Annotated in this window: 21 protein-coding genes; 12 read left to right on the top strand and 9 right to left on the bottom strand. The window is 69.8% G+C overall.

Annotation, left to right across the window (positions count from 1 at the left end; translation table 11 throughout):
* Positions 1-53: 53 nt before the first annotated feature.
* The gene (locus tag ACZ7D7_RS20920; RefSeq protein ID WP_470826056.1) at positions 54-356 is read right to left on the bottom strand and encodes a hypothetical protein; all 303 of its coding nucleotides are present in this window, start codon (positions 354-356) and stop codon (positions 54-56) included.
* 308 nt (positions 357-664) lie between these two features.
* On the opposite strand from ACZ7D7_RS20920, the gene rpsF reads away from it, so the two are divergent.
* From rpsF to rplI, 4 genes are all read left to right on the top strand, one after another.
* Positions 665-955 carry a 30S ribosomal protein S6 gene (rpsF, locus tag ACZ7D7_RS20925; protein ID WP_077798159.1) on the top strand — a complete coding sequence of 97 codons (291 nt, stop codon included), beginning with the start codon at positions 665-667 and terminating at the stop codon, positions 953-955.
* A 75-nt stretch (positions 956-1,030) separates the two neighbouring features.
* Positions 1,031-1,615: a single-stranded DNA-binding protein gene (locus ACZ7D7_RS20930; RefSeq protein WP_470826057.1), complete on the top strand. Its 585-nt coding sequence runs from the start codon at positions 1,031-1,033 to the stop codon at positions 1,613-1,615.
* Between the two features lie 78 nt (positions 1,616-1,693).
* On the top strand, positions 1,694-1,930 hold the full coding sequence (gene rpsR, locus ACZ7D7_RS20935; protein WP_003949403.1) for a 30S ribosomal protein S18: 237 nt from the start codon (positions 1,694-1,696) through the stop codon (positions 1,928-1,930).
* A gap of 18 nt (positions 1,931-1,948) precedes the next feature.
* The gene (rplI, locus tag ACZ7D7_RS20940) at positions 1,949-2,395 is read left to right on the top strand and encodes a 50S ribosomal protein L9 (protein ID WP_046727591.1); all 447 of its coding nucleotides are present in this window, start codon (positions 1,949-1,951) and stop codon (positions 2,393-2,395) included.
* Positions 2,396-2,550: 155 nt separating this feature from the next.
* Here the strand turns inward: rplI and ACZ7D7_RS20945 are convergent, their stop codons facing one another.
* Positions 2,551-3,888 carry an MATE family efflux transporter gene (locus tag ACZ7D7_RS20945; protein ID WP_470826059.1) on the bottom strand — a complete coding sequence of 446 codons (1,338 nt, stop codon included), beginning with the start codon at positions 3,886-3,888 and terminating at the stop codon, positions 2,551-2,553.
* 460 nt (positions 3,889-4,348) lie between these two features.
* Between ACZ7D7_RS20945 and dnaB the strand changes: the two genes are divergently transcribed.
* Both dnaB and ACZ7D7_RS20955 read left to right on the top strand, forming a co-directional pair.
* On the top strand, positions 4,349-5,824 hold the full coding sequence (gene dnaB, locus ACZ7D7_RS20950) for a replicative DNA helicase (protein ID WP_470826060.1): 1,476 nt from the start codon (positions 4,349-4,351) through the stop codon (positions 5,822-5,824).
* A gap of 77 nt (positions 5,825-5,901) precedes the next feature.
* Positions 5,902-7,287 (top strand): serine hydrolase domain-containing protein, encoded by a 1,386-nt coding sequence (locus tag ACZ7D7_RS20955; protein WP_470826061.1) that lies wholly within the window; start codon positions 5,902-5,904, stop codon positions 7,285-7,287.
* A gap of 62 nt (positions 7,288-7,349) precedes the next feature.
* Here ACZ7D7_RS20955 and ACZ7D7_RS20960 read toward each other — a convergent pair whose 3' ends face one another.
* Positions 7,350-7,802, bottom strand: coding sequence for a GNAT family N-acetyltransferase (locus tag ACZ7D7_RS20960; RefSeq protein ID WP_470826062.1), 453 nt, complete (start codon positions 7,800-7,802; stop codon positions 7,350-7,352).
* 127 nt (positions 7,803-7,929) lie between these two features.
* Here ACZ7D7_RS20960 and ACZ7D7_RS20965 point away from each other — a divergent pair, with 127 nt between their 5' ends.
* Positions 7,930-9,138: an MFS transporter gene (locus ACZ7D7_RS20965; protein WP_470826063.1), complete on the top strand. Its 1,209-nt coding sequence runs from the start codon at positions 7,930-7,932 to the stop codon at positions 9,136-9,138.
* A gap of 59 nt (positions 9,139-9,197) precedes the next feature.
* Here ACZ7D7_RS20965 and ACZ7D7_RS20970 read toward each other — a convergent pair whose 3' ends face one another.
* On the bottom strand, positions 9,198-10,064 hold the full coding sequence (locus ACZ7D7_RS20970; RefSeq protein ID WP_470826064.1) for a GNAT family N-acetyltransferase: 867 nt from the start codon (positions 10,062-10,064) through the stop codon (positions 9,198-9,200).
* Between the two features lie 424 nt (positions 10,065-10,488).
* Between ACZ7D7_RS20970 and ACZ7D7_RS20975 the strand changes: the two genes are divergently transcribed.
* Positions 10,489-11,895, top strand: coding sequence for a globin domain-containing protein (locus ACZ7D7_RS20975; RefSeq protein WP_470826066.1), 1,407 nt, complete (start codon positions 10,489-10,491; stop codon positions 11,893-11,895).
* A 46-nt stretch (positions 11,896-11,941) separates the two neighbouring features.
* Here the strand turns inward: ACZ7D7_RS20975 and ACZ7D7_RS20980 are convergent, their stop codons facing one another.
* The 5 genes from ACZ7D7_RS20980 to ACZ7D7_RS21000 all read right to left on the bottom strand — a co-directional run bounded on the left by ACZ7D7_RS20980 (position 11,942) and on the right by ACZ7D7_RS21000 (position 15,708).
* Positions 11,942-12,424: an NUDIX domain-containing protein gene (locus tag ACZ7D7_RS20980; protein ID WP_470826068.1), complete on the bottom strand. Its 483-nt coding sequence runs from the start codon at positions 12,422-12,424 to the stop codon at positions 11,942-11,944.
* A gap of 89 nt (positions 12,425-12,513) precedes the next feature.
* Positions 12,514-13,419: a LysR family transcriptional regulator gene (locus ACZ7D7_RS20985; protein WP_470826069.1), complete on the bottom strand. Its 906-nt coding sequence runs from the start codon at positions 13,417-13,419 to the stop codon at positions 12,514-12,516.
* Positions 13,420-13,669: 250 nt separating this feature from the next.
* Positions 13,670-14,833 (bottom strand): cystathionine gamma-lyase, encoded by a 1,164-nt coding sequence (locus ACZ7D7_RS20990; protein ID WP_470826070.1) that lies wholly within the window; start codon positions 14,831-14,833, stop codon positions 13,670-13,672.
* Positions 14,830-15,324: a low molecular weight protein-tyrosine-phosphatase gene (locus ACZ7D7_RS20995; RefSeq protein WP_470826071.1), complete on the bottom strand. Its 495-nt coding sequence runs from the start codon at positions 15,322-15,324 to the stop codon at positions 14,830-14,832. Before ACZ7D7_RS20995 ends, ACZ7D7_RS20990 begins: the two co-directional genes overlap by 4 nt.
* Before the next feature lie 6 nt (positions 15,325-15,330).
* A complete protein-coding gene (locus tag ACZ7D7_RS21000; protein ID WP_470826072.1) occupies positions 15,331-15,708 on the bottom strand; it encodes a phage holin family protein in 378 nt (125 codons plus the stop codon).
* A gap of 58 nt (positions 15,709-15,766) precedes the next feature.
* Between ACZ7D7_RS21000 and ACZ7D7_RS21005 the strand changes: the two genes are divergently transcribed.
* The 4 genes from ACZ7D7_RS21005 to ACZ7D7_RS21020 all read left to right on the top strand — a co-directional run bounded on the left by ACZ7D7_RS21005 (position 15,767) and on the right by ACZ7D7_RS21020 (position 18,123).
* Positions 15,767-16,084: a cupin domain-containing protein gene (locus ACZ7D7_RS21005; protein WP_470826226.1), complete on the top strand. Its 318-nt coding sequence runs from the start codon at positions 15,767-15,769 to the stop codon at positions 16,082-16,084.
* A gap of 222 nt (positions 16,085-16,306) precedes the next feature.
* A complete protein-coding gene (locus ACZ7D7_RS21010; protein ID WP_470826073.1) occupies positions 16,307-16,519 on the top strand; it encodes a DUF5326 family protein in 213 nt (70 codons plus the stop codon).
* Positions 16,520-16,720: 201 nt separating this feature from the next.
* Positions 16,721-17,590, top strand: coding sequence for an IclR family transcriptional regulator (locus tag ACZ7D7_RS21015; protein WP_470826074.1), 870 nt, complete (start codon positions 16,721-16,723; stop codon positions 17,588-17,590).
* 98 nt (positions 17,591-17,688) lie between these two features.
* Positions 17,689-18,123 carry an SsgA family sporulation/cell division regulator gene (locus tag ACZ7D7_RS21020; protein WP_470826076.1) on the top strand — a complete coding sequence of 145 codons (435 nt, stop codon included), beginning with the start codon at positions 17,689-17,691 and terminating at the stop codon, positions 18,121-18,123.
* Positions 18,124-18,135: the final 12 nt, after the last annotated feature.

The following is an 18,135-nucleotide window of genomic DNA, read 5'->3' on the forward strand; positions in this document are numbered from 1 at the left end:
GGGGCGGCCGGGCGGCCTGTGCGGCGCCGGAGGGGTGAGGAAGTGGCGTGGCGTCAGCCGAAGAGGCCGCCGTGTGCCATGCCGAGGAAGAACCCGATCCCCGAGGCGCCGAGGCCGAGGATCAGACCGAAGCGCTCACGTGTCGTCTCCGAGATCCACTGGCCGTAGGCGCCCGTGGCGATGCCCAGCAGACCGGTCCACGAGGTCAGCAGGTGCAGGCTGTGGAACATCGCGGTGACGAACGACGTGATGCCCAGCACCAGGGTCACCGCGAGCAGCGCGTCCTGGAGCGGGTGGGGTTTGCCGTCCGTGGCGAAAAGGCCTCCGGCGGTGTTGGGTCGCATTGCCTGTGCCATGGGGCACCTCCTGCGAAAGGCGGCGGATCGTAGCGCCATACACACCCGATGTGTACAGATTGACGGGGTACGCGGCCGGATTTCAACCGGTAGCGGGTGTGCGGGTAGTCTGTACGGTCTGCACCGGTGTCTGCCCAGACAGCGCCAGGCACGCGTCGGGATCCGTCCCGGCCCGACCTGGGGAAACCGCCGAACGACCGCCATTGTCAGTGGCGGCTGTTTTACTGACGGGCACTGTTGCTCACGCATCACGACCCTCCTGCCACGGAACGACCGTGGCCGCTGAGTCCAAAGGAGGTGGGTTCCACATGCGTCACTACGAGGTGATGGTCATCCTCGACCCCGATCTCGAGGAGCGTGCTGTCTCCCCGCTGATCGAGAACTTCCTCTCTGTCGTCCGTGACGGCGGCGGAAAGGTCGAGAAGGTCGACACCTGGGGCCGTCGTCGTCTCTCGTACGAGATCAAGAAGAAGCCCGAGGGCATCTACTCGGTCATCGACCTGCAGGCCGAGCCTGCGGTCGTCAAGGAGCTCGACCGCCAGATGAACCTGAACGAGTCGGTCCTCCGGACCAAGGTCCTCCGTCCCGAGATGCACTGAGCCTCGGCTCAGCTGATCCCGGGATTCGAGTAGCAGCACCAGCAGCCAGCAGCAAACCCGCCGAGAGGTTCCCCCATGGCAGGCGAGACCGTCATCACGGTCATCGGCAATCTTGTCGACGACCCCGAGCTGCGCTTCACCCCCTCCGGTGCGGCCGTCGCGAAGTTCCGTGTCGCGTCCACTCCCCGCACCTTCGACCGCCAGACGAACGAGTGGAAGGACGGCGAGAGCCTGTTCCTGACCTGCTCGGTCTGGCGTCAGGCGGCGGAGAACGTCGCCGAGTCGCTCCAGCGAGGCATGCGCGTCATCGTGCAGGGCCGGCTGAAGCAGCGGTCCTACGAGGACCGTGAGGGCGTCAAGCGCACGGTCTACGAGCTGGACGTCGACGAGGTCGGCCCCAGCCTGCGCAATGCCACGGCCAAGGTCACCAAGACCACGGGTCGCGGTGGCCAGGGCGGTTACGGCGGCGGTGGAGGCGGCGGCCAGCAGGGTGGCGGCGGCTGGGGCGGAGGCCCCGGCGGCGGTCAGCCTGCCGGCGGTGCTCCGGCCGACGACCCCTGGGCCACCGGCGCTCCCGCCGGTGGCGGCCAGCAGGGTGGCGGCGGCTGGGGCGGCGGCTCCGGCGGCGGTGGCGGCTACTCGGACGAGCCCCCCTTCTAGGCCAGAGGGCCGGGTCCCCGGACCCGGTCGGCCGAGGTGGGCCGTACCCACACTTCTTGATCACACAGGAGAATCACCATGGCGAAGCCGCCTGTGCGCAAGCCGAAGAAGAAGGTCTGCGCTTTCTGCAAGGACAAGGTCACGTACGTGGACTACAAGGACACGAACATGCTGCGGAAGTTCATTTCCGACCGCGGCAAGATCCGTGCCCGCCGCGTGACCGGCAACTGCACGCAGCACCAGCGTGACGTCGCCACGGCCGTCAAGAACAGCCGTGAGATGGCGCTGCTGCCCTACACCTCCACCGCGCGATAAGGGAAGGGTGACCGACTCATGAAGATCATCCTCACCCACGAGGTCTCCGGCCTCGGTGCCGCGGGCGACGTCGTCGACGTCAAGGACGGTTACGCTCGCAACTACCTGATCCCGCGGAAGTTCGCTATCCGCTGGACCAAGGGCGGCGAGAAGGACGTCGAGCAGATCCGTCGTGCTCGCAAGATCCACGAGATCCAGACCATCGAGCAGGCCAACCAGGTGAAGGCCCAGCTCGAGGGCGTCAAGGTTCGCCTGGCCGTTCGTGCCGGTGACGCCGGCCGTCTCTTCGGCTCCGTCACCCAGGCCGACATCGCTTCGGCGATCAAGGCCGCCGGTGGCCCCGAGGTCGACAAGCGTCGCATCGAGGTCGCCTCGGCGATCAAGACGCTGGGCGCCCACGAGACGTCCGTGCGTCTGCACCCCGAGGTTGCCGCCAAGGTCAACATCGAGGTTGTCGCGGCCTGAGTGCCGTCGCTGTAACAACATGTGGGGCCGCACCCTTCGGGGTGCGGCCCTCGTGCATGCTCGGCGCGTGTTTCACGTGAAACACGCGCTTTCGCCGTTTCACGTGAAACAGCGAACCGTACGCCCGCCGGCGGTGTCGGCGGGCGTCTCGCGCGTCAGCGGGTGGCTCCGGTGACGATCCAACGACCCGAGCGGCTGCGCAGCCACAAGGTCAGCATCCGCACGGTCATCATCAGCGTCATGGTGACCCAGAGAGCGGTGAGTCCGCCGCCGAGGGTGGGCACCAGGAGAGCGGCCGGGGTGAAGACCGCCAGGGTGAGCAGCATCGCCCAGGCCAGATACGGTCCGTCGCCCGCGCCCATGAGGACGCCGTCCAGGACGAAGACCACGCCACTGATCGGTTGCGAGAGCGCCACGATCACCAGGGCGGGCAGGGCCGCGTCCGTGACGGCCGAGTCGCTGGTGAACAGGGGCAGGAAGACGGGGCGTGCGAGGACCACCAATCCGCCGAGTACGACACCGGCGGCGATGCCCCACTGGACCATGCGGCGACAGACGACTTTGGCTCCTTCGGCGTCTCCTGCTCCGAGGTAGCGCCCGATGATGGCCTGGCCCGCGATGGCGATGGCGTCGAGGGCGAAGGCGAGCAGGCTCCACAGCGACAGGATGATCTGGTGAGCGGCGATGTCGGCGTCCCCGAGACGGGCTGCGACGGCGGTGGCGATCATGAGAATGGCCCGCAGCGAGAGGGTGCGCACCAGCAGCGGCGCTCCCGCCTGGGCGGAGGCCCGGATGCCCGCGGCGTCGGGCCGCAGGGAAGCGCCGTGCTTCCGGGCACCACGGACGACCACGACGAGATAGACGACGGCCATGCCCCACTGGGCGATGACGGTGCCCCAGGCGGACCCCGCGATCCCGAGTCCGGCGCCGTAGACGAGGACGACGTTGAGAACGGCGTTGGAGAGGAAGCCACCGACAGCGACATAGAGGGGTGTCTTCGTGTCCTGGAGTCCGCGCAGGACCCCGGTCGCGGCGAGCACGACCAGCATGGCCGGAATGCCGAGCGACGAGATGCGGAGGTACGTGATGGCGTACGGGGCGGCGGTCTCCGAGGCGCCGAAGAGGCCGATCAGGCCCGGCGCCGTGGGGAGGACGACGGCGATGACGGCCGCGCCGAGCAGGAGGGCGAGCCAGACGCCGTCCATGCCTTGCCGGATGGCGGCCGCCAGGTCACCGGCGCCGACGCGTCGGGCGACGGCCGCCGTGGTGGCGTAGGCGAGGAAGACGAAGACGCTCACGGCGGTGGTGAGGAGGGCGGAGGCGACGCCGAGTCCGGCGAGTTGCGCGGTGCCGAGATGGCCGACGATCGCGCTGTCGGCCAGGACGAAGAGTGGCTCGGCGACGAGAGCGCCGAAGGCGGGGACGGCGAGCGCGACGATCTCCCGGTCGTGCCGTCGGCGGACCTCTCGTGGGTGCGCGGGGGCCTGTGTCATGAGCACCAATCTAATCGTCCACAGGTAAGAGATGCAAAGCTTTGGTGACCCTTACTTGTACTCGCGTTGCGTGACCTTCCGTGAGCCCTTCGCGGCGATCTTGGTCCGACTGGGGAAGTTTTTCTTCTGCACAGCCGGTGGACGGGAAAATGGCAGGTCAGAAGGGTTGCGTGCAGAGGAGTGGAAGCTTGTTCACAGGGCTGTCCACCGGATCGTGCACAGGTTTCGCAGAGTTCTCCACAGCATCTGGGCTGTCGTCCACATGGCCTGTGGATAACCAGATTGGCTGACGCCTCTCGCAGGCCTACGGTGGACCGGCGCCCGCCTCCGTCCGCCGGTTTCCCAAACACCGCAAAACCGGCGTGCCAGAACCGGAGTTGGGCGTCTCATTTGTCAGTGCCGTGCCGTAGAAAAGAGAAGCACGGCTAGGTCCGCTCGGCGGACGGGAGGAGGTGGCTCGGTGAGCATTTCCGAGCCCTTGGACGACCCGTGGGCCGACAGCGGTCCCAGCGATCGTCTCCCCTCCCGCCGACGCGGCGACGGATCCCGCGGCCGCGACGAGCAGCACGACCGGGGCGGTGACAACGGCGCGTGGGACGGCGGAGGTTCGGCGTTCGAGCGCGTGCCGCCCCAGGACCTCGACGCCGAACAGTCCGTCCTCGGCGGCATGTTGCTCTCCAAGGACGCCATCGCCGACGTGGTGGAGATCCTCAAGGGCCACGACTTCTACAAGCCGGCCCACGAGACGATCTACCAGGCCATCCTCGACGTCTACGCCAAGGGAGAGCCCGCCGACCCCATCACGATCGCCGCCGAGCTGACCAAGCGCGGCGAGATCAACAAGGTCGGCGGTGCCTCGTACCTCCACACCCTCGTCCAGACGGTGCCGACGGCGGCCAACGCGGCGTACTACGCGGAGATCGTGCACGAGCGTGCCGTCCTGCGCCGCCTGGTGGAGGCCGGCACGCGCATCACCCAGATGGGATACGCGGCCGACGACGACGTCGACGAGATCGTCAACCGCGCGCAGGCCGAGATCTACGCCGTCACCGAGCAGCGCACCAGCGAGGACTACCTGCCGCTCGGCGACATCATGGAGGGCGCGCTCGACGAGATCGAGGCGATCGGCTCCCGCAGCGGCGAGATGACAGGTGTGCCCACGGGGTTCACCGACTTCGACTCGCTCACCAACGGCCTGCACCCGGGCCAGATGATCGTCATCGCCGCGCGTCCCGCCATGGGTAAGTCGACGCTCGCACTGGACTTCGCGCGGGCCGCCTCGATCAAGAACAACCTTCCGAGCGTCATCTTCTCGCTCGAAATGGGCCGCAACGAGATCGCGATGCGTCTGCTGTCCGCCGAGGCCCGGGTCGCCCTGCACCACATGCGCTCGGGCACGATGACCGACGAGGACTGGACGCGTCTTGCCCGCCGCATGCCCGACGTCTCGGCCGCCCCGCTCTACATCGACGATTCCCCGAACCTGTCGATGATGGAGATCCGCGCCAAGTGCCGCCGTCTCAAGCAGCGCAACGACCTCAAGCTGGTCGTCATCGACTACCTCCAGCTGATGCAGTCCGGCGGCTCCAAGCGCGCCGAGAGCCGTCAGCAGGAGGTCTCGGACATGTCCCGTAACCTCAAGCTGCTCGCCAAGGAGCTGGAGATCCCGGTCATCGCGCTCTCCCAGCTGAACCGTGGTCCCGAACAGCGCACGGACAAGAAGCCGATGGTCTCCGACCTCCGTGAGTCCGGATCCATCGAGCAGGACGCCGACATGGTCATCCTGCTGCACCGCGAGGATGCCTACGAGAAGGAGTCGCCGCGCGCGGGCGAGGCCGACCTGATCGTGGCCAAGCACCGTAACGGCCCCACGGCGACGATCACGGTCGCTTTCCAGGGCCACTACTCGCGCTTCGTGGACATGGCGCAGACCTGATCCGGCATCCCGGCGGGGGACTCGACACCCAGGGAATTGGCTCGACGCTGTGCCCCGGCTCGGGGTGCACTGGGGGCATGACGATCTCCCAGGAAGACCTCCTGCCGGGCACGCGGCGTGCGCTGGCGCATCGGATCGCCGTCGCGCAGGCCGAAGGGCGTACGCCTTCTCTGGTCGCGGCCGTTGTGCGGGGCGGGCGGGCCGTGTGGCACGGTGCCCGGACCTCGGTGGACGGCCACGGGCCGGACGAGAACGTGCAGTACCGGATCGGCTCCATCACCAAGACCTTCACCGCCGTACTGGTCATGCGACTGCGGGACGAAGGGCTGCTCGACCTTGTCGACCCCCTGGAGAAGCATCTGCCCGGCAGCGGCGCGGGGGAGGCGACGATCGCGCAACTCCTTTCGCACACCGCCGGGTTGGCCGCCGAGTCGCCCGAGCCGTGGTGGGAGCGCACCCCGGGCACGCTGCGTCCCGAGCTGGCCGACGTCCTCGGCGAACAGCCGTACCGGCATCCGGTCGGCCGGCGCTTCCACTACTCGAACCCCGGTTACACGCTGCTGGGCGCGCTGGTCGAGAAACTGCGCGGCGCCCCCTGGGAGGACGTGCTGCGACGGGAAGTCCTGGAACCCCTCGGCCTCGACCGGACGAGCGGGCAGCCGCGGGCTCCGCACGCCGGCGGCTGGGCCGTGCATCCCTGGGCGGACGTGATGCTGCCGGAACCCGTCGAGGACCTCGGGCGGATGGCCCCGGCCGGGCAACTGTGGTCCACGACGGCCGACCTGGCGCGCTTCGCCGCGTTCCTGGCGCGGGGCGACGAGCGGGTGCTGAGCGCCGAGTCGCTGCGGGAGATGCGCACGCCTGCCGCGCCGCCCGAGGCTGCGGACGTGGCATCCGGTTACGCGTACGGCCTCGGCCTGGAGCTGCGCCACATGCACGGGCGGGTCATGGTGGGGCACGGCGGTTCGCTGCCGGGCTTTCTCGCCGGCCTCACGATCAGCGTGGCGGACGACGTGGCGGCGGTCGTGCTGACCAACTGCACTTCCGGCCCGCTGGTAGTGGCCGTCGCCGCCGACCTCGTCCGCATCGTCGCCGAGGCCGAACCGCGCTTCCCCGAGCCGTGGCGACCCATGAGCGCGGCCGACACACCCAGCTTGGAGCTCGCCGGACAGTGGTACTGGGGGACGCACGCGTTCGCTCTGCGGCTCCTGGCCGACGGCCTGCTCTCCCTGGGCCCCCTGTCGGGCAACGGACGCACCTCGCGGTTCCGGGCCAACGGTGACGGCACATGGACCGGACTGGAGGGGTACTACGCAGGGGAATTGCTGACGGCGGTACGCCGCGCGGACGGGACCGTCAGCCATCTCGACCTGGGGTCCTTCGTGTTCACGCGTCAGCCGTACGACGGAGAGGCTCCTGTGCCCGGCGGAGTGGACCCGGACGGTTGGCGGGGGATCGGATAGCCGCTGCCGTCCGGAGGCGTTCAACGAGGGCCTGTTTCACGTGAAACAGGCCCTCTGTGCCGCTACAGGGGCAGCTTGAAGCCCACATGCGAGGCCGTGAAGCCGAGCCGCTCGTAGAAGCGGTGGGCGTCCTTGCGCGTGCTGTCGGAGGTCAGCTGCACCAGCTGGCAGCCCTGCCTGCGCGACTCCTCGATCGCCCACTCGATGAGCTGGGTGCCGAGGCCGCTGCCGCGCTCGTCGGCGTGGATGCGCACGGCTTCGATGATCGAGCGAGTGGCGCCGCGCCGGGACAGGCCGGGGATGACCGTCAGCTGGAGCGTGCCGACGACACGGTCGTCCCGTACGGCGACGACGAGGTGCTGGTTCGGATCGGCGGCCAGGCGCTCCAGAGCGGCCCAGTACGGGGTCAGGTCGTCCGGCGACTCCCGCTGGGCCCCCAGCGGGTCGTCCGCGAGCAGGGCGACGATCGCGGGAACGTCGTCGGTCACGGCGGCACGTATCTCGAGGTCTGTCATGGCAGCACCCTAAGCGGGCACGATCGACGCCCGGCATGAAGCATGCGTTTGCATATTGCCCGCGCGTGCAACTAACGTGGTGACGCGTAAAGCGCTTCTGCAAGCTTCAGGGAAGGTGTCCCCACTCATGCCCCTAGCGCTCCTGGCTCTCGCGATCGGGGCCTTCGGCATCGGAACGACCGAGTTCGTGATCATGGGCCTGCTGCCCGAGGTCGCGGGCGATTTCGGGGTCTCCATCCCCACGGCCGGCTATCTGGTGACCGGCTACGCCCTCGGCGTCGTGCTCGGCGCCCCGCTCATGACCGTCCTCGGCACCAAGATCTCCCGCAAGCGGATGCTCATGCTGCTGATGGGCCTGTTCATCGCGGGCAATCTGATGTCCGCGCTGGCCCCGGCCTTCGGCGTCATGCTCATCGGCCGCGTGGTGGCCTCACTCGCCCACGGCGCCTTCTTCGGCATCGGCTCGGTCGTCGCCGCCGACCTGGTCGCCCCGGACAAGAAGGCCGGCGCCATCGCGATGATGTTCACCGGGCTGACCGTCGCCAATGTCGTCGGCGTCCCCCTGGGCACGCTCGTCGGACAGTCCGTCGGCTGGCGCGTCACCTTCGGCATCGTCGCCGCCCTCGGTGTCGTCGGCCTCATCGGCATCGCCAAGCTCGTGCCCGACCTGCCCAAGGCGGAAGGCGTGCGACTGCGCCACGAAGTGGCCGCCTTCAGGAACGTCCAGGTCTTGCTGGCCATGGCGATGACGGTCCTCGGCTTCGGCGGCGTCTTCGCCGCCATCACCTACATCGCGCCGATGATGACCCACGTCGCCGGATTCGCCGACGGCTCCGTCACCTGGCTGCTGGTCCTCTTCGGCCTCGGCATGGTCGGCGGCAACCTCGTCGGCGGCAAGTACGCCGACCGCGCCCTGATGCCCATGCTGTACGTCTCCCTGGGCGCCCTCGCCGTCGTGCTCGCGCTCTTCACGCTCACCGCGCACGACAAGGTCCTCGCGGCCGCCTCCGTCTTCCTGATCGGCGCCCTGGGCTTCGCCACCGTCCCGCCGCTGCAGAAGCGTGTCCTCGACCAGGCGCACGGCGCCCCGACGCTCGCCTCGGCCGTGAACATCGGCGCCTTCAACCTCGGCAACGCCCTGTCCGCCTGGCTCGGCGGCCTCGTCATCGCGGCCGGCCTCGGCTACACCGCGCCCAACTGGGTCGGTGCCACGCTCGCCGGAGCGGCCCTGCTGCTCGCGTTCCTGTCGGCGGCACTGGAGCGCCGCGGCAACGCCCCCAGCCGGGTCGTGACGGGCTCCGCGCCGACCGAGCAGGCGGCCGCCGTCCACCACTGACCCGGCTGCGCCTCACAGGCAGGCAGGGGGCACATCAGCGGGCAGCGGAAGAGCGCTCGTCAGCCCGCCGCCACCGTCAGCGGAGCGAACCGCCGCTGCCAGTCCCCCGGCAACTGCGTGATCCCATGGGTCATCACCGCGTTGAAGGCGACCGACTCCAGCCCGCGCTCCTTGGCCCAGGACAGCAACTCCTCGTGCCGCACGTCGATGTCCGTGCGCAGGGGGCGGTCGGTGTGGACGGCGAGCGAGGCGATGAGGGCCTTCGCCGTGTCGGTGTCGCGGGCGATCAGCGGGCCCACCACATGGGTGTCCATGTTGGGCCAGACCGCCGCGTACCCGGTCAGCCGACCGTCGGCCTCGGCGACGCGCAGATGGTCGGCGAAGGCGGGAAGCCGGGTGATGATGTGCGTCCGGTCGGTGCCGAAGACCTCTTCGTCGAGCCGGATGATCGGGCCGAGGTCCTCGGCGGTGGCCGGGCGGGTGGCGACCCCTGACTCCGGCTCCCGGGGTGTGAAGTGTCCGCGCAGCATCTCCGCCCGCCCCGTGGTCTTGAAGCCGAGCTCCTCGTAGAGCGGTCGGCCGTAGGAGGTGGCGTGCAGCGTCAGAGGCGTCGTGCCCATCTCCGAGACGACATGACGCATCAACCGGCGTCCGACACCCTGACGGGCGTGCCGAGCGGCGACCAGCACCATCCCGATGGCCGCGAGCGCGGGACGCTCATGAGGCCCGTACTGCGTGACGACGCATGCGGTGACGAGTCCGCCTTCGGGGTCGTCGATGCCGTAGCCCGTCCCGGCCGTCAGCAGGAAGCTCCACTTGTGTTCCTCGCGTGGCCACCCCCGGTCCTCGGACAAGTCAGCGCAAGCGGTGAGGTCGCGGAGCGTCAGACGGCGGATGGGCAGAGCAGCGAGGGAAGGAGTCGGCACGCAGGTCAGGCTGTCCGAAGCAAGCCCTCGGCGTCCACCTGTTTCCGCCTATCCGCGTGACCTTTTGGCCAACCGGCGGCGGGCTGCCACAGCACCAGTACGGCCGCAGGGGGTTTCACGTGAAACATCCGGGAACGGCGCGTATCGGCGGCTCGCGGCGACTCGTACTCCGACACGGACCTGTTCGCCCCACGTTCTCAATCGTGAGAAGCAGAGGGGGACTTGTGTGCGCAGCGGCTCCCGGTATGGTCGACTCCGGTTCGCGTCCGAGGCGACTGGACGTGTCTCACGTGAACAGTGACAGGGTGGTGCAGCACACGGGTTGAACGGGCCGCATTGGCCGAGACGCCGGACGGAACACCATCCGTCCGCCGGGGGAACGCAGGCATCTTCCCACTGCGGAAGTGCGCAGACCGACCGAAAGATGTTCGAGGCGAGGCACACCATGGACGCTCCGACCACCACGTCGGCCGACAACGGCACTTCCGGCGGCGGGGGCGGCTGGTTCACGCCGCGCCATCAGCCGCCGACGAGCCCGGGCGGTGAACCCGACGCCCCCGAAGGGGGTCGCCTGGCGGCCATGCGCCCGGTGGGCAGACCCGCACCGGCTGGCCGGCAAACGGAAGGCCCGACGCCTCCCGACGTGTCCGACACGACGACGCCCCCCGAGCCGCGTGTGCCCGCACAGCGTCCGCCCCAGCGGCCCACTCCCGTGGAGGAGGGCTCCCCGGACGCCATCCTCGTCCGCCGCACCATGGCGGAGGTCGGCCCGGTCGCCGACAAGGTCACCTCGTACTTCTACGCCCTGCTGTTCGTGCGCCACCCCGACCTGAGGCCGCTGTTCCCGGCGGCGATGGACACCCAGCGGGACCGGCTGCTCAAGGCGCTCCTCACCGCGGCCGAGCACATCGACAACACCGAGGTGCTCGTCGACTACCTGAGGAACCTCGGCCGAGGACACCGCAAGTACGGCACGCGCCCCGAGCACTACCCCGCGGTCGGCGAGTGCCTCATCGGCGCGCTGAGCAGGTACGCCTCCGCCGTCTGGGACGCGGAGACCGAGGCGGCCTGGGTCCGGACGTACACGACGATCTCGCAGGTCATGATCGACGCGGCGGCCGAGGACGAGCTGCGCTCGCCGGCCTGGTGGCACGCCGAGATCGTCACGCACGACCTCAGGACGCCCGACATAGCCGTCGTCACGGTCCGCCCCGACCAGCCCTATCCGTTCCTGGCCGGGCAGTACACGAGTGTGGAGACGCCCTGGTGGCCGCGCGTGTGGAGGCACTACTCCTTCGCCTCGGCGCCCCGCTCCGACGGACTGTTGTCGTTCCACGTGAAGGCCGTCCCCGCGGGCTGGGTCTCCAACGCACTGGTGCACCGCGCCCGTCCCGGCGACATCATCCGGCTCGGCCCACCCGCGGGCTCGATGACCGTGGACCACACCACCGACAGCGGACTGCTCTGCCTCGGCGGCGGCACCGGCATCGCCCCCATCAAGGCACTGGTCGAGGACGTCGCCGTGCACGGCGACCGGCGGCCCGTGGAGGTGTTCTACGGCGCCCGCACCGACCACGACCTGTACGACATCGACACCATGCTCCGGCTCCAGCAGGCCCATCCCTGGCTGTCCGTGCGCGCCGTCATCGACCAGCTCGCGCACGTCCAACTGCCCGACGCCATACGCGCCTACGGCCCCTGGAACGAGTACGACGCCTACCTGTCGGGACCGCCGGGCATGATCCGCAGTGGCGTGGACGCCCTCAGACACGCGGGCATACCCACCGACCGCATACGGCACGACTCGGTCGAGGAACTCGTCGTCCTCTGACCCCAGCGCGTCCCGCGCGCGACCCTCCCTGCCCGGCCCCGGAAGGTCAGCCCAGGTCGGAGGCGTGCATGGCGCGGACTCCTTCGATATTGCCGTCGAGGTAGTGCCGCAGGGACAGCGGTACGAGGTGCACGGTGGCGATGCCGACCCGGGTGAACGGCACCCGCACGATCTCGTACTCGCCGGCGGGCTCCTCCACCTCGGGGCCGTGCCGCAGGGCCGGGTCCATGGACTCCAGATGGCACACGAAGAAGTGCTGCACCTTCACCCCGGTCGCCCCGCCGTCCTCGCCGATGTGCTCGACGGTGTCGACGAAGCAGGGCACCACGTCGGTGATCTTGGCGCCGAGCTCCTCGTACACCTCGCGGTGCAGGGCGTCGACGACGGTCGGGTCCTCCGGCTCGACTCCGCCGCCGGGCGTGACCCAGTACGGATCGACGCCGGGCTTGGTGCGCTTGATCAGGATCAGGTCGTCACCGTCCAGCAGAACGGCGCGGGCGGTGCGCTTGACCACGGGTCGGACGGTCATGGGAGAAATGTGGCCCGGCTGGTTCCACGTGAAACATCGCGAAACGTCACCGAACGGGTCCCCCGAGTGACGCCGTCGCCGGAGCGCGCTCAGCCCCAGTCGGCAGCCGCCCGCTGCAGCCGCTCGTGCGCCCGCGCGATGTGCGACATGGCCGGCGTCCCGGTGCGGACCACCAGGAAGTACGTCCGCAGCGGCGGCACCGGGGGATCGAAGAGGGCGACGACGTCACCACGCTCCAGGGCCGCCGCGCAGAGATACCGGGGCAGCACGGCGAGCCCCGCGCCCGCGACCACGCAGGCGAGGACCGCGCGAAGATCGGGAACGATGATCGTGCCCGGTCCCGCAGGGCGGGAGCCGAAGACGGAAGCCCAGTAGCGGGAGACGAACGGCAGCGACTCGTGCACCTCCACCACGGGAACCCGCTCCAGCGCCGGTGCGCCGTCGCGGTCGAGTGTCCCGGGACCGACCTGCTTGGCCCAGAGCGGGGCGGCGACCAGGACGTGTTCCTCGTCGCAGAGCGCGGTCGCGGTGAGCAGGTCGCCCCGGGGCCGGGCCGTACTGACGGCCAGGTCATGGTGTCCGGCGGCGAGCCCTTCCAGGGCCTCCTCGGCGTTCCCGAAAGTGGCGCGCAGCGCGAAGCCCTGACCGTCCTCACCGGTCAGCTCCGTCAGCGCGGGCAGCACACGCTCGGAGGTGAACTCGGGCGGCCCCGCCAGATGCAGCGTCCGCAGTGAGGACGCGTCGTCCAGGCCGGTCTCGGCGATCTCCACCAGGGCGTCGAGATGCGGCGCGGCCTTGTGGGCGAGCTCGTCCCCGATGGTCGTCGGTGTCACGCCGCGGGCCTGCCGGAGGAACAGCGGCCGGCCGAGCTGCCGCTCCAACGTGCGGATCTGTGCGGTCACAGCAGGCTGCGAGAGGCCCAGCAGAGCGGCGGCGCGGGTGAAGGAGCCGGCCCGGTGCACGGTCACGAACGTGCGCAGCAAGGCCAGATCCACGGCACGCCCTCCCCTCGTCGGCCTCTCCCGTCCCCGGCCTCCGCCGCCGACCGGCATCCAGGGCGGCGCGCCCAACTATAAATATGTCGATAGGTCTCTGTCGCTCCCGTGATTGGACACTGACAGAGAGTCAACTAGCCTTGTTCGCGCGGTTCTTCGCGCGTGGAACCGAGGGCGGTCCGAGCCACGAGGGGGGAGGCTCGGACCGCCGCAGTACCGGGCAGGGCCCTTGAGACCGAGGACTGGGGTCTCAGTCCGCCGATGCGTCGAGAGCCCGCAGCAGGTCGGCGATCAGGTCGTCGGGGTCCTCGGCGCCGACCGAGAGACGGATGAAGCCCTCCGGCACCGCGTCACCGCCCCACCGCCCGCGCCTCTCGGCCGTGGACCGCACCCCGCCGAAGCTGGTCGCGTCGTCCACGAACCGCAGCGCCTCGAGGAAACGATCGGCACGCGCGCGTGAGGGCAGCGTGAACGACACCACGCACCCGTAACGCCGCATCTGCTGCGAGGCGATCTTGTGCGACGGGTCGTCGGACAGCCCCGGGTAACGCAGCCCGGTGACCTCGGACCGCCCGCGCAGCGCTTCGGCGACCTTGAGCGCGGTCGCGTTCTGCCGCTCGACGCGCAGGTGGAGCGTGGCGATCGAACGGTGCGCCAGCCAGGCCTCCATCGGCCCGGGGATGGCGCCGACGATCTTCCGCCAGCGGCGTACGGCGGCCATCGCCTCGGCGTCGCGGCCGGTGACGTACCCGAGGAGGATGTCACCGTGGCCGGTGAGCTGCTTGGTGCCGCTGGCCACGGAGAAGTCGGCGCCGAGCTCCAGCGGACGCTGGCCGAGCGGCGTGGCGAGCGTGTTGTCGACGGCGACCAGGGCGCCACGCGCGTGTGCCGCCTCCGCGAGCCGCCGGACGTCGCACACGTCGAGCGCCGGGTTGGACGGCGTCTCGATCCACAGCAGCTTCGCGCCGTCGAGGACGTCGAGCTGGGCGTCACCGCCGGTGGGCGCGGTGCGTACCTCGACGCCGTACGCCTCCAGCTGGGCGCGCGCCAGCGGCAGCGCCTGGTAGCCGTCGGAGGGCAGGACGACCGCGTCCCCGGCGCGCAGCTGGGAGAAGAGCACGGCCGAGATGGCGGCCATGCCGGAGGCGAACACGAGCGTCTCGACGCCGTCCCGCCCGGGCGCCTCCAGCTCGCCGACGGCCTGCTCCAGCAGGGTCCATGTGGGGTTCTCGTCACGACCGTAGGTGTACGGGCCCGTGGGATCGCCCGGCAGGTGGAAGTGGGCGGCGAACACCGGCCCCGGCAGCGTCGGCTCGTGCTTGACCGGATCGGGCAGCCCCGCCCGTACCGCGCGCGTGCCGTCACCGGCGTCCGCGAACGCGGCGCCTCCGTTGCCCGTTGCGGAATCGCTCATGCCGCCTGTCCTTCCACTTGCTCACGTACCGCGGCGAGCAGACCGTCGCTCGCCGCCTCCACCATCTCAAGACACTCCTCGAAGCCCGCCACGCCCCCGTAGTACGGGTCCGGCACGTCGAGGTCGGCGTCGTCGGCGGCGGGATCGTAGGAGCGCAGCAGACGGACCTTCCGCGCGTCCTGCTCCGTGGGTGCGAGGCGGCGCAGGGCCCTGAGGTGGCCGGCGTCGAGGGCGACGACCAGATCGAGGCGGGAGAACCAGGACGCCTCGAAGCGGCGGGCCGTGTGCGCGGTGCCATAGCCGTGCTCGGCCAGCACACCGACCGTGCGGGGATCGGCACCCTCCCCCTCGTGCCAGCCGTCCGTGCCGGAACTGTCGACCTCGACCCGGCCCGCGAGCCCGGCCTCCTCGACGCGGGCCCGGAAGACCGACTCGGCCATCGGGGAACGGCAGATGTTGCCGGTGCACACGAAGCAGACGCGGTAGGCCATCCCCGCTCAGTCCCCGTCGGGCAGCACGACGTTGAGCGCCCACGACACGATCGAGATGATCAGGCCGCCCAGTACGGCGGTCCAGAAGCCCTCGACGTGGAAACTCAGGTCGAGCTTGTCGGCCAGCCACGAGGTCAGCAGCAGCATGAGCGCGTTCACGACCAGCGTGAACAGGCCGAGCGTCAGAATGAGCAGCGGCAGGCTGAGGAGCTTCACCAGCGGCTTGACCAGGAAGTTCACCAGGCCGAACAGCAGCGCGACCAGCAGGAGGGTGCCGACCTTCTTGCCGGTGCTCTCACCGGTCAGGGTGATCTTGTCGAGCAGCCACACCGCGACCGCGAGCGCACCCGCGTTGGCGATCGTCTTGACTAGGAAATTCATCATGTGTCTGATCGTGGCAGACGCGATCGGAAACCAGCAGTGGGGCGAGGGCGACAGAGCGATGAAGGCATTCCGGCTGGACGAACTGGAGGCGGAACGGGCCGCCAACGACGGCGCCTACCTCCAGTTCCTGCGGGAGCGGAACATGTCGGTCGGCCTCTACGCCCTCGACGCAGGCGAGCAGGACCCGCAGAAGCCGCACAACCAGGACGAGGTGTACTTCGTCGTCAGCGGCCGCGCCGCGATCACCGTGGGCATGGAGACGACGCAGGTCGCACGGGGCAGCGTCGTGTACGTGCCGGCCGGCGTGGCCCACAAGTTCCACCACATCACCGAGGACCTGAGGGTCATGGTGGTGTTCTCTCCCCCGGAGAGCTGACGCGCGGCCTCGGGGTTCCCTAAGGGTTCGGTCAGGGGAGGACAAGGGACGCGAGGCCCCCGCCGGAGCACCCCGCGGCCCTAGCATCGAGTGTGGGAAGCCCGGACATCCAGGGATCCCGGAGTTCGCGGGTCACGGCGGCACGGCCGACGGCCCCACGAGCGCCAGACAAGTCGACGGGACCCGGCGATTCGAGCGGGCAGAGAGTTGAGGACGAGGGCGATGCGAGAGATCTTCGCGGGACTGCCGTGGTGGGTGAAGTGGATCGCGGTGCCGGTCATCGCCCTGGTCGTGTTCGGCGGGCTGATCGCCAGCGTCGTCGGCTTCGTGATCGGGCTGCTCTTCAAGGTGCTGGTCTTCGTGGCACTCGTCGGCGGACTGATCTACGTCGTCAGGAAGTTCACGGCGAGTTCCTCGTCGCGCGGCGACTGGTGAGCGACGCGGAGACCCGGTGACCGGTAACGGAGATCACCGGGTCCCTCGCGCGAGGGAAGTTTTCCGGCTGGGCGGTCTGCGAGCGGTGGCGGGCGGTTAGAGTCCGGAACTCGACGCGGGGCCGAACCGCCCCGCGAGCGGCGTACACCCCCACCCGTGTTACCCCGCACGGGCTGCCCCCTCGCGCTACGGGAGTGACCCTTGGCCATGGTCGACACCGCACTCGCAGAACCCCAGGCACCGCCGGGGCGGTCGGCGTTCCCCCTCCAGACGGACCCCGCGCACTCCTCCGTCCCGCTCGACACCGCACCGGCACAACCGGCCTCCGCCACCCTCATCGGCTCCGTGCAGCGCGCCGTCCGCCTGCTGGAACGGGTCGCCGAACACGAACACGGGGCACCCGCCAAGCAGTTGGCCCGCGAGACCGGCCTCGCGCTGCCCACCGCGTATCACCTGCTGCGCACGCTGGTGTTCGAGGGCTATCTGCGCCGCGACAAGGGCCTGTTCTTCCTCGGGTCGGCCACCGAGCGGCTGAGCAGCAGCGGAGCTCAGCAGAAACGTCGCAGCACGATCGTGGAGGCCCTCGCGCACTGGCGAGACGCGCTCGGCGTCCCCGTGTACTACGCGATCTACCGCGACGGCGAGATCGACGTCATGTGCGTCGCCGACTCCCCAGGCACACCTGCCGTGGAGGAGTGGGCCGACTTCCGGGAGACGGGCCACGCCCACGCCATGGGCCAGTGCCTGCTGTCCCAGCTCGACGAGCCCGCCCGTCGCGACCACCTGGCGCGTCACCCGGTGCGGCCCCTCACGCCGTACACGGTCCGGGACAGCCACAGCCTGCTGCGACGCCTGGAACGGATCCGGCGCATGGAGCCGGTCTACGAGCGGCAGGAGTACGCGCTGGGCACGGTGTGCGCGGCGATCCCGATCACCGTGGCCACCACGGCGGCGACGATGGCCATCTCGATGCCCGCCCATCAGGCCGACCGGCTGATGCCCACGACACAGCGGCTCCAGCGCGAACTGGGGCGACTGCTGGGCGCCATGGCGATCTCTATCAGTATCTGAAAACTCACTTCTTGTGATCTGTTGTGTACTTTCTGCAAGATTCCACCAGAATCAGGGGTTCATTCCCGGCCAGTCGACGGCAACCGACGGGGTAGACGATGCGCGAGTCCGTACAGGCAGAGGTCATGATGAGCTTTCTCGTGTCCGAGGAGCTCTCCTTCCGCATTCCGGTGGAGCTGCGCTACGAGACCTGTGATCCCTACGCCATCCGGCTGACGTTCCATCTGCCCGGTGACGCGCCGGTCACCTGGGCCTTCGGTCGCGAGCTCCTGATCGACGGGGTGGGCAGGCCGTGCGGGGACGGGGACGTGCGGGTCGCGCCGGCGGAACCGGAGTCGCTGGGCGAGGTGCTGATCCGGCTTCAGGTGGGCGGGGACCAGGCGCTGTTCCGCTCGTCCACGGCACCCCTGGTGGCGTTCCTCGACCGCACCGACAAGCTGGTGCCGCTGGGGCAGGAGGGGGCGCTCGCCGACTTCGACGCGCACCTCGACGAGGCGCTGGACCGGATCCTGGCGGATCAGGGCGCCGGCTGAAGCGTTACGGCG

The organism is Streptomyces sp. NPDC037054, from assembly GCF_055606745.1.

Coding starts and splice junctions, on each gene's coding strand:
- ACZ7D7_RS20920 (WP_470826056.1), bottom strand. CDS start 356: ATGGCACAGGCAATGCGACCCAACACCGCCGGAGGCCTTTTCGCCACG.
- rpsF (WP_077798159.1), top strand. CDS start 665: ATGCGTCACTACGAGGTGATGGTCATCCTCGACCCCGATCTCGAGGAG.
- ACZ7D7_RS20930 (WP_470826057.1), top strand. CDS start 1,031: ATGGCAGGCGAGACCGTCATCACGGTCATCGGCAATCTTGTCGACGAC.
- rpsR (WP_003949403.1), top strand. CDS start 1,694: ATGGCGAAGCCGCCTGTGCGCAAGCCGAAGAAGAAGGTCTGCGCTTTC.
- rplI (WP_046727591.1), top strand. CDS start 1,949: ATGAAGATCATCCTCACCCACGAGGTCTCCGGCCTCGGTGCCGCGGGC.
- ACZ7D7_RS20945 (WP_470826059.1), bottom strand. CDS start 3,888: ATGACACAGGCCCCCGCGCACCCACGAGAGGTCCGCCGACGGCACGAC.
- ACZ7D7_RS20955 (WP_470826061.1), top strand. CDS start 5,902: ATGACGATCTCCCAGGAAGACCTCCTGCCGGGCACGCGGCGTGCGCTG.
- ACZ7D7_RS20960 (WP_470826062.1), bottom strand. CDS start 7,802: ATGACAGACCTCGAGATACGTGCCGCCGTGACCGACGACGTTCCCGCG.
- ACZ7D7_RS20965 (WP_470826063.1), top strand. CDS start 7,930: ATGCCCCTAGCGCTCCTGGCTCTCGCGATCGGGGCCTTCGGCATCGGA.
- ACZ7D7_RS20975 (WP_470826066.1), top strand. CDS start 10,489: ATGTTCGAGGCGAGGCACACCATGGACGCTCCGACCACCACGTCGGCC.
- ACZ7D7_RS20980 (WP_470826068.1), bottom strand. CDS start 12,424: ATGACCGTCCGACCCGTGGTCAAGCGCACCGCCCGCGCCGTTCTGCTG.
- ACZ7D7_RS20990 (WP_470826070.1), bottom strand. CDS start 14,833: ATGAGCGATTCCGCAACGGGCAACGGAGGCGCCGCGTTCGCGGACGCC.
- ACZ7D7_RS20995 (WP_470826071.1), bottom strand. CDS start 15,324: ATGGCCTACCGCGTCTGCTTCGTGTGCACCGGCAACATCTGCCGTTCC.
- ACZ7D7_RS21000 (WP_470826072.1), bottom strand. CDS start 15,708: ATGATGAATTTCCTAGTCAAGACGATCGCCAACGCGGGTGCGCTCGCG.
- ACZ7D7_RS21005 (WP_470826226.1), top strand. CDS start 15,767: ATGAAGGCATTCCGGCTGGACGAACTGGAGGCGGAACGGGCCGCCAAC.
- ACZ7D7_RS21010 (WP_470826073.1), top strand. CDS start 16,307: ATGCGAGAGATCTTCGCGGGACTGCCGTGGTGGGTGAAGTGGATCGCG.
- ACZ7D7_RS21020 (WP_470826076.1), top strand. CDS start 17,689: ATGCGCGAGTCCGTACAGGCAGAGGTCATGATGAGCTTTCTCGTGTCC.